The following is a 9,776-nucleotide window of genomic DNA, read 5'->3' on the forward strand; positions in this document are numbered from 1 at the left end:
ATGGTTATTAAATGGGATCGAAAAATCAAAAATAAAGGCAATGCTATTTTATCCGGTTTAGCTGCGTAGCAGCTTACTATCGATGTTCTGGTCGTTTGATTTTGTGCCTTGAGGTCGCTGTTGGCTCGTTCGGGTTTTTGAAGGTGTCCGTGCTAAGGATTCAGCAACTTCTACCGCTTCATTTGTCTGAAATTTTCTTTTGGCTTGGGATTTAGCTGATAATTCTTCGTCTTCCAAATCTTCTCGCTCAGAGTTTTGAAGGTGGCTTTTAGTTTGAGGCTTAGCTTTAGGTTGAGGTTCTTTGACTTCAAACTCATCTAGTTCACTTAGTTCATCTCTCGGAGAGCGGGTTAAAGCTTTAGATTTAAGCAGTAGTTCCTCCGACTCCAATTCCTCTAGGTCATCTTTTCGGGGTCTTCTTTTGGTTTGAGAGTTGGGTGATGGCTCGTCGTCATCAGAATTTTCTATTTCATCTTTTTGTGATTTGATATTGGCTTTAAATTTCGATTTTTGCGATGGTTCATCATCTTCTAAGTCATCTAGTAAATCGTCTTTTTTAGACTTCTTGGTCGTTTGAGATTTCGATCGACGCGAGGGTTGCTCATCCTCTAATTCATCTAGCAAATCGTCTTTTTTAGACTTAGTTGCAACTTTAGATTTAGACGTGGGGGAGGGTGGATCATCATCCAATTCATCAAGTAAATTGTCTTTTTTAGACCTTGTTTTAGTTCGAGGCGAATCGAGTAATGCTTCAATTCCTGTTTTAGTAAATCGGTAGTCGTCCGGCTCTCCCAAGTGTTCCATCATGTATTTTCCTGTGGTAGAGCCGTACTCAGGTCGATCGCTCAAACTGAGGACGAGTCCGTTGTGCTTGACCTCGACGCTAATGCCTGGTTTGCCGTCTGCTTCCGTTAGTTCTTCAATTGTATCGGCAAAATCTTCTACGCTGGTGAGTCCGTTTTCCAGGCAGTAATCTAAAGCTTTCTCGCAGCGATTTCTTAGGTAGTTGAGGATTTTCTTGCCCTCGGCTGTGTTAGGGGTGATGTAGTTTCCCTGGCTTCGGCTTCGGTATGCTGTTTTTGTAGTCATAATCTTTGTGGCGGCGTGAGTGGATATTTCCAATGAAATTCGAGCAGTATGGCTACTGACTTCACTCGGAAGAGCGGTTTTGGGGAGTTAAAGTGACCCCCTCCAATCGGAGGGGGAATCGTCGTCTACTAATAATTAAGCTGCTACGCATCTAAAGTATCTGTTGGTTGGGGAGGGGGAGAAAGAGAGAGGGGGAGAAAGAGAGAGGGGGAGAGACTTTGACGCTTTTCCCACAAAGATTGAAGTATACAATTTAAAGGCGCGACAGCTTATCCCCTGTTTGAAACTCACTAAAAAACTAACTGTTCGGTCAACGAGCTTTCTTGGCGTTCACACCTACCCGCTCTTAGCTGTGCGGTAGTTGATGTTAAAGTTGTGTATCTGCATCTCTTTTTTTTGAAGATGTAGAAGCTAATTCAGCATCAACCTCTCTGAGGTATTTGATAAACTGAGAGCTGTTGTTGTCAGAAAGCTTCTTAATGATTTGACCTGTTTTTAAGTCAGCAGCCAAGACCGGATTATCAGCTTCATCTCTGACTAAACACCTAACATTATTGCGAGATTGGCTAATAAAAGCTGTCCAGTTCCCCACAGGGATTTTAGTTTCTCCAGTTTGGTTATATGCTTCAGAAATCGCATCTTTCAGCAATTCTGAGAGGTGGGCGGGGCTGGCAGCAATGTCTTCGGGTTGAGATGGCGGTTTGTTTTGGGTAGGGGTTGGCGATACGGATAGCGCTCGCTTTTTACAAGGGGTTGGCGATACGGATAGCGCTCGCTCTTGACAAGGAGTTGGCGATACCGATAGCGATCGGTCAAGACAAGGGGTTGGCGCGACTTCTGAAAGTTCCTCAACTGATTCAATTAGTTGCACAGAGCTAGGGTTGATGTTTAAGATCAAAGCGCTGCCTTTAGGCGAGGGTTCAATAGTGGCCTCAAAGGTAGTGCCGATCGGCAATTTAGGTGAATTAGTAGAGAACATGGCTAGTTCTTGTCCGTCAAGGAGGACAATGGCGCTGCCGTCGCGCCTCGAACCGCTACCGCTAACAGAACCCACCTCAAAAGTCAATGTTTTCTGCCTCCATTTGGGACTGCTAAAGTCAACATCTTTCAAGTCATTGTACTTCTGCCCAATCAGCTCAGCTCTGTCAAACTGAAAGGTTTGCAATTGCTGGCAAATTTCATCCGTAAACAAATTGAGAACCAATGCTGCTTTAGGTGTTTGGTTTTGGGACTCAAGCCAAGTATAATCTGCAGGAGCTACAATGCGTGAACTCACATCTTTGGTGCGACCAAGACCATCACGGTAGGTTAAGTCTAAACTGTCGATGTCGTTGACATTTTCGCAAAACTTCTTCTCAAGAATTCCCACCAGTTTGTCGCTGGGTTCAATAAAGGCAAAATTGACCATTGGCAGGCTCGGATGCAAAGTTGCTTCATATTTAATGCCTTTGCTGTCTAACAATTCTTTCCAATGTCCAGCTAAGTCTTTGCCAACTGGCTGTCGCTTCTTATCCATGACAGTCTTATTGCTGCCGTCCCGTTCAAATTCCTCGAAAGGGACGCTCAGAACGTAAGTGTCTTTTGGCATAGCTTCGTGCAGTCGCTCGTACTCAGGTTCAAGGTTGAATTCAATCAGCAGTTGGCGAGAAAGTTCCTTACAAGCTTTGCGAGGAACTTCTAAGTTGGGATTTGCGGTTTCGACGTGCCACATAGCACTAGCAGCTAAAAACCGTTCTTCAGGGTCAGTCCAAGCTTCAGTTACATCGGCTCTTAAGCTCTCGTATAACTTGCTGACTGCTTCTTTAATTGCCTTAGAATCGCCGCCGCACTCCAAGTGAATTTCACCCATCCTTTCTCGATAGCGTTCCTTAATATCTTGCGCCCACCTGACATAATATTTCTCCCATTTTTCTCGTTCATCTAAATCAGAAGGAGACTCAAACAGGTAGCGAAATTCGTCGCGGTGGCGGCTTTTTAGACGAGTCGGTTCCCACTCTGGGTTAACAGCCTCCCTAGCAATGCAATTGATAGCGGTGCCGTCTCCTATAGGTAATGGCACGGTTTTGTAAAGCCTGGGGTCGTCTTTGTAGTCAAATAGGTAGCTTGGGTGCTGTTCTGACCACTGCTTAGCCTTGGACAGCAGGGTGGGGTGGTGGTCTTCGGTGCGAGTAGCACTTTTGGGACTGTCCACTTCAATTTGCAGACCATCAAATAGCTTTCCAAGAAGCTGCCGCTTCTGTTGATTGAATAAACTTTCTGGCTGTCCCGGTTCTGCTGCTGACGATTGCACTCTCCCGATTAAGGTAGCAACCCAGCCGATTTTATTTTGGGCGATCGCTACGGCAATTTGCCGCAATTTGGTATACCTGCGAGCGCCATTACTATCCGTAGCTTTAGTGTAGTCAACTTTCTCTCGCTTCTCAACAGCATCGTACTCATTCTCTTGATTAGCGTGTCTGGTTTCAGAGGCGATATTCGGCATTCGGGAAGCAGGCGTAATCACTAATTGATCGCCGTCAAAATCGCATTGATGATGCTGCATGGCTTGGTCGGAGCGAATGAAAACGCACCCTTTGTACTGCGTTAATTCAGGATGGCTTTTGTTGTCTACTGTGTAGCGGCGGATGTTATCTTTACTGACAATTGGGTATCGGGTAACGATGACTTCTGTGCCGTGTCGCAAGTGGGGGGCAACAATTGTACCGGGTTGGAGGTTTTCACAAGGTTGAGCCATTGCTGAACCGTGATGAATTGCTCCCTTAATTGCTAAATCTTTCCACTTTTTAGCCAGTTGTTCTTGCATGAAATCGACGACTTTGGGAAAGTCGAGGAGTTGACCGAGTTTGTCGTTCCTCAAAATTGAAATTAGCCGGGATTCGTTGCGCTGGGCTTTTTCATCTGTTTCGTCTTGTAATCCGCTGCTGTCTTCGTGAAGGCTAGATTGAAAAGCAGCTTTTTTGTCGTGCTGCTCTACTAAGTATTTGGCAAGTTGCAGCCGGTTATTTTGCAAGTCAGCTAGCTTTTGGGCTTCAACTTTAGTCGGTGTCGCGATGTCAGCCTGAATAGCTGGTTCAGAATACCAAATCGAAAACTGCCAGGAATTTTCGTATTCAGTTACTTTGGCGTTGCCTCGATTTCCCAGTATAGCTTTGGGAAATTCGTAGTCGCCACAGGGGATAAGTTCAGCTAATTGCTCTTTAGCAACTCCTTTGATAGAGGAGCGATCCATAATGATATCATAATCCAAGTCGGAGGTTAAATTAGCATCAGGCAATAGCGTTCCTTTGGCAAGAAAGCTAATCTCTGGAGTGTGGCAGTCTTCTTGTCCCCATTCCTGCATCCAGGCAAATCTGAATTGAAAAGGTCGGTTGTAATTCCCTCCTAATTGTTGGGCTAGTGCCGGTGAAATTTTACCGTGACAGTCTCCGGTTTGCCACTTATGAGCTTTCGCTTTTTCACTCTCATCATCGCTTTGAGAATCAACAATTTTGACTCGCAAGGTTTCGCCGTCAAGGGAGCTATCTAACAATTTGGCTCCAAGGTTGCAACTGCTAACTAGCAGTGAGCCATAGCGACAGGCGTGGTCGGGTTGAGTTTTGAATACGCTCAACAGTTTGGTTGAGAGTTCGATGTCTGCAAAGTACACATTTTTGCCGGAGCTGAAAGCAACTCTTCTGCCAATGCCATCTCCGAAGTCGATGTTTTTGAGAGGGTCGAAGCTGCTATCATTTGGGTCAGGTTTAACGATGGTTAGGGATGCTAATTCTTCAGGTTCAAAAAGCAGTTCAAGCAGGGAGTTACGCAGCACTTCTGATTCAGCTTGGTATCGCCCTTTTGCTCTACCGTCAGTCAAGGACATATCAAAGACTGGGATTTTTAGTCCTTCCCCAGCTACCCATTCTGTGGAGCGATGTTCTGGGGTAAGTTTTCTTCTGCTCATTGATTAGCTCCTGAATCCGAGTTTTTACATTTTTAGGACTTACGCACAGCAATGCAAATATAGCAATCATCAGTTAAATGAGGGACTATATAAGGGTTTGAGATTGCGAAGCACAGCGAACACTGATAGAAGATTGTACTGAGTGCGTAAGTCCAGATTTTGACAAGGTTGTTCCTTCAAAACTTCCTGCTACTGAGTGATAGTCACCCCCTCCTATTGGAGGGTTTTAGAAGAGAAAAGTAGCGTGTTACAATGAGATTGAAAATCCCAATGTGGAGAAAAAAAGTGAAAGTAGTTCGCACAAGTACGGCTATGGAAAGCCAGCGAAATTATTTCTCTGATAGCGATAGCGATGCACTTGCCCGCGTTGCTTTTGGAGAGGGTGAAAACAGTCAGCAGTTTGGAGGTTTGAGCCTTGATGCTGACGGGGTTATTAAAAATAGAGCGTCAAAGTTGTTCAACGTCACCGAAGAACAAGTTGAAAACCCTCAATACTGGATTGATTTGTAATAGATATCGACCAAAATTAAGTCTTCGCTCTTACAAAACAAACGTGTCACATTGTAATACCATTTCTAAAAAGTCTTGCTACAATCTGCATCGTTGGGTTTATTTCACGAAATCAACCTACTGTTGCTACTGTCGCATGACTTTTCATAAATGGTATAATTCGGAGGTGTCTAATTCGGATATGTCTAATAATTTAGGTGTAAAATCAAGGCATTCCTGACACCTGAAAAGATGGCTAACGCCGTTTTTTGGACTGCGTTTTATCCGAAGAACGACTCTCAAGCGTCTGGTTGGCTTGAAGAGAGTGCAAATTGTTACCGGGAAGCAAGCTGTAAACCACTTTGCGCTTGCGAAAAACCCTAGTGCCATCTACAGGCATTCCTTGTTTCCAAGCGTCTGAAATCGCCTTTTTGTCGGCAGAAAATACGGTTTTGGTTTCGACTCGGCGATAGGGTTCTGGCAGTTGAAATGGATCAATCAAAACTTCACAGGTAGGCGGATTTTCCTTAACAGTAATGCGGCGGTGTTTGCCGATAATTTCTGAAGTTAACACGCCACACTCGTTGAAGTAGAGAACGGTTTTGTCTAACCGCTCTCTCCACCCCTGGAGTTTGTGGAGAGCTCTTGAATGCAGTTCTATCAAATACTGCATCCTGGCTGTAATTCCTGCAATTTCGGCATCAATTTGGTCGGCTAAGTCGGCATGGGCATCAACAGCAAGTTCCTGGGTTTCTTGGGTTTGCCAAAGGGATTGCAGCAGTTGGTCAATTTCTTCTGAGCTTTCTGCTGACTCTAGTTGATGCCAAAGTTGAGCCGCAGTTATTGAACTTTGAGCAAGCGTCGCTGTGGCTAAATTCATGCTTAGTATCCTCCGTTGATGCAGGTGTGATAATAATCGCGGCGTTCTTCGAGTTGAGTAAGCGCAGCCATTGTTGCCGGGTCGGATTTAAGAGAGATTTGTTTGTCCTTTTGAATTTTGCTAACTGGTTGAGAATGAGTTAAATTTTGTGAGTTTGACTGGGTAATTTTTGGCATACAATTCAAAAAACTTTCTTAAAAATAGCGCGACCGCGCTCTTAAAAAAAGGAGTATTTAAAGTTATGAATTATCCTATAGTTTTTTACCCAAAAGTGGTAATGCAATTCTGCCATCAATATCCTTTGCCAGAGGCAAGTTCTAGTTGTGCCACCTCATCCCAACTTCAAGAAACTCAACAATTCGGGAAACCTGTTTTTTTGTTGACTCCGCCTCAACCACCTGTGGTGTTACCTGTCAAGTTGCTGTGGTTAATTTGGGTGTTTTGGCTCTATGGTGCGATCGCACTTCCGCTGTTAGCTATTTCTTGGGGTTGGCTGTGGTGGGAAATGCTGTTGGTAGTAGCTGCTTATTCATGTTTAATGGCGGCTGCTTATAGTTATGTGTTTGGTTGCCGTCAAAAACTGCTATCCAGGTATAAGCAGCAACTTCTTGAGTACAATCAACAAAATATATTATCCCATCAACATTTATCCTCTAATAAACAGCAAGAAGTTTCTAGTTTTAAGGTGGAGAAACAAGGGTTGCAGACAGGTTTAAAAAGCGCAAAACTTGAGTTAGATTCCAGAAATCGATTGCTCAAGGATTTGATGTCACTTCGCGTTAGTCCTAATGGCACATCTCAAGCTCGGCAAGGAGTGAGTGAACAACGCTTTTTGCAATATTTGCAGCAATATTTCGAGGAAGTTGTCCAAGCAGCAGAGTTTAAAATTCCGTCATCTCAGAGGAGCTATTCAGCAGATTTTATTGTAATTCACACTGCATCTGGACTCGGAATTGATGTCGAGATTGATGAACCTTATGCTGGCAAATCTAAGAAGCCCACTCACTGCTGCGATGCTGACAGGGATATGCGCCGCAATCAATTATTCTTAGAGTGGAATTGGATTGTGGTTAGGTTTACTGAAAAGCAGGTGGTTCAGGCTCCTTTGAGCTGTTGCAAGTTCTTGGCGATTGCGATCGCCTTTGTAACGGGCGATCGCTCTTATTTAAGGCAACTGGAAACTCAACCCGATTTGCTAAGCGTCAAACCTTGGACAACAAGAGAGGCAAGGGCTATGGCTAAAAGCAACTATCGCCTTACTTATTTATCTGGATTTGGCGTCGGTTCTGCTTGCAATCGGGTTTCAAAGTTTTGATGCGAGCGCACGCAATATCCGACTTATTGACTGCAATAAATGTTTATAATTAATACAAAAGAGACAAAATAGAGATGCTGTCATTTGAAGAGGGGTTCATTGAAAGTCAACAGCTCAACCAAAGACTTCTGCAAACAATTCGTTTGCTTGGAGAGTACAAGGGAAAGCAGGAGTTATTCAAACAACAAGCCCCACAAGTTTTAGGCACTTTGCGCCAAGCGGCGGTTATTCAGAGTACCGAATCTTCTAACCGCATTGAAGGCATTACTGTGCCGCTAGAACGGATTAAGAAATTAGTAACAGAAAAAACAACGCCGCGCGATCGTTCAGAACAAGAAATTGCGGGTTATCGGGACGTGCTAACTACAATTCATACCAGTTATACCCACATTCCTTTTAGTACAGGTGTCATTTTACAACTGCACCGCGACCTTTACCAATTTGCTGTTAATACAGGCGGGCGCTGGAAAACAGTGGATAATGAAATTAGCGCTACTTATCCTGACGGGACTAAAGTGGTGAGGTTTCAACCTACTCCCGCTTTTGCTACTCCTGCGGCAATGGAACGCCTGCAAGAACGCTTTAATCGCCTCTGGGAATCGGGCGAGATAGAACCTTTATTGCTGATTCCAACTTACATTTTAGATTTCTTGTGCATTCATCCCTTTTTAGATGGAAACGGGCGGATGGCAAGGTTGCTCACTTTGCTGCTGCTATACAAAGCCGGTTATGAGGTGGGGCGATTTATTAGCTTAGAACGGATTGTGGAGAGAACTAAGGAAAGCTATTATGATACGCTTTACCAATCTTCCCAAGGATGGCATGAAGGACAGCATAACCTGTTACCTTGGTGGGAGTATTTTTTGGGAGTCATGCTGCTATCAGCTTATCGGGAGTTTGAGCAGCGGGTAGGGTATGTTACTTCTGCAAAAGGAACTAAAACGGCGATCGTATTGGATGCGATTAACAATTTGCCTCAAGAATTCTCGATTAGGGAATTGCAGGAACGGTGTCCAACAGTGGGAATTGATTTGATTCGCCGTCTATTGCGCCGGGAAAGAGATGCGGGGCGTTTGCAATGTCGGGGACGAGGGGTAGATGCGTATTGGCGAAAGCAATAGATATCTCCCAAAAAGACAGTTCAGAACAGGCCCAACGGCCTGTTCCACAATCATTATGGGAGATGTCTAATAGATACAGGAATTACGGACAAACAACTGGGTGTTGAGTTTAAGTACGAAACTTAACACCCAGTTGCAACTATTTATGCAAGCTCATGAAAGCGGTGTAGACCGGAAAATTAGCTTCTTGGTAATGGGGAAAAAGGTAATCGGTCAACTGTATCTCACAATGTTTGAAAACTGTTATGTTTCGTCCTAGTGGGATTGCATTTCCTAAAAAAAAGCTGATTTTTCCTTTCAGTTCAGTTTTTGCAAAGAGGGCAAAAACGTTTGTGATTTTTTTGCCTTTTGATTCTCCTCTCAAAACTTTTGTCTGCAACCCAGCATTCTGCCAAGACAAAGTTTATTCCGCGTTCTCGGGCAGCGGCGCAAAATTTAGCACCTCTGCCTTTTTTATGTTTCCAAAGCCTTTCGTCCAAATCTTTTGTCCAGCCGACGTAGTGTTGGGCTGGATGAGTTGAACATATCGGCTTTTCAAAGTGCAGGAGATACACGTATCCTGCCATTTTCTTTGCCATTTTTGAATGTGGTTTTCTGAAAGGGTGACAAAAATGTCTACAAGACCGTTCTAATAAGCTTTGCTGCCTTTTTACCTCGTTGATAATTTGACCGTTTATTGGGGTGTAAACTAATATATTCTCTAACTTCTTCTTGACAAATATCATAAAATTTACCCAATTTTCGGCCCGCATACCCACTTGAAATGTACTGTGCGAACGATAAATACGTTTGGGTTGTTTGGGACGAGCTACATATTTTTGCGCTCCCACTTTTTTGACTAATTTTCCTTCAATAAGTGTCGCTGTATAGCAATCCTAAATGATTTTCTAGACCTAGAGCAATCCTAATTGATTTTCTCCGTGTAACTATATTTATGTATTT

General features: G+C 43.9%; 7 protein-coding genes. 3 read left to right on the forward strand and 4 right to left on the reverse strand.

The genetic code is table 11. The annotated features are described in order from the left end of the window. Window positions 1–57: 57 nt before the first annotated feature. Both QT998_RS27085 and QT998_RS27090 read right to left on the reverse strand, forming a co-directional pair. Complete coding sequence (locus QT998_RS27085) at window positions 58–1,089, reverse strand: hypothetical protein (protein WP_333118894.1); 1,032 nt, start codon at window positions 1,087–1,089, stop codon at window positions 58–60. Between the two features lie 367 nt (window positions 1,090–1,456). Next, entirely contained in the window at window positions 1,457–5,029 is a 3,573-nt protein-coding gene (locus QT998_RS27090; protein ID WP_333118893.1) for a hypothetical protein, read from the reverse strand. Between the two features lie 270 nt (window positions 5,030–5,299). Between QT998_RS27090 and QT998_RS27095 the strand changes: the two genes are divergently transcribed. Beyond that, the gene (locus tag QT998_RS27095; protein WP_333218208.1) at window positions 5,300–5,539 is read left to right on the forward strand and encodes a hypothetical protein; all 240 of its coding nucleotides are present in this window, start codon (window positions 5,300–5,302) and stop codon (window positions 5,537–5,539) included. Between the two features lie 235 nt (window positions 5,540–5,774). On the opposite strand, the gene QT998_RS27100 is transcribed toward QT998_RS27095, so the two are convergent. Then, entirely contained in the window at window positions 5,775–6,398 is a 624-nt protein-coding gene (locus QT998_RS27100; protein WP_333118890.1) for a siphovirus Gp157 family protein, read from the reverse strand. Window positions 6,399–6,639: 241 nt separating this feature from the next. Between QT998_RS27100 and QT998_RS27105 the strand changes: the two genes are divergently transcribed. Further along, window positions 6,640–7,713, forward strand: a complete 1,074-nt coding sequence (locus QT998_RS27105; RefSeq protein ID WP_333118888.1) for a hypothetical protein — start codon at window positions 6,640–6,642, stop codon at window positions 7,711–7,713. A gap of 74 nt (window positions 7,714–7,787) precedes the next feature. Then, window positions 7,788–8,834 (forward strand): Fic family protein, encoded by a 1,047-nt coding sequence (locus tag QT998_RS27110; RefSeq protein WP_333118887.1) that lies wholly within the window; start codon window positions 7,788–7,790, stop codon window positions 8,832–8,834. A gap of 302 nt (window positions 8,835–9,136) precedes the next feature. On the opposite strand, the gene QT998_RS27115 is transcribed toward QT998_RS27110, so the two are convergent. Further along, complete coding sequence (locus tag QT998_RS27115) at window positions 9,137–9,664, reverse strand: GIY-YIG nuclease family protein (protein WP_333118885.1); 528 nt, start codon at window positions 9,662–9,664, stop codon at window positions 9,137–9,139. Between the last annotated feature and the right edge of the window lie 112 nt (window positions 9,665–9,776).

Source organism: Microcoleus sp. S1D4 (assembly GCF_036700765.1).
GTDB lineage: Bacteria > Cyanobacteriota > Cyanobacteriia > Cyanobacteriales > Microcoleaceae > Microcoleus.

Coding starts and splice junctions, on each gene's coding strand:
- QT998_RS27085 (WP_333118894.1), bottom strand. CDS start 1,089: ATGACTACAAAAACAGCATACCGAAGCCGAAGCCAGGGAAACTACATC.
- QT998_RS27095 (WP_333218208.1), top strand. CDS start 5,300: ATGTGGAGAAAAAAAGTGAAAGTAGTTCGCACAAGTACGGCTATGGAA.
- QT998_RS27090 (WP_333118893.1), bottom strand. CDS start 5,029: ATGAGCAGAAGAAAACTTACCCCAGAACATCGCTCCACAGAATGGGTA.
- QT998_RS27110 (WP_333118887.1), top strand. CDS start 7,788: ATGCTGTCATTTGAAGAGGGGTTCATTGAAAGTCAACAGCTCAACCAA.
- QT998_RS27105 (WP_333118888.1), top strand. CDS start 6,640: ATGAATTATCCTATAGTTTTTTACCCAAAAGTGGTAATGCAATTCTGC.
- QT998_RS27100 (WP_333118890.1), bottom strand. CDS start 6,398: ATGAATTTAGCCACAGCGACGCTTGCTCAAAGTTCAATAACTGCGGCT.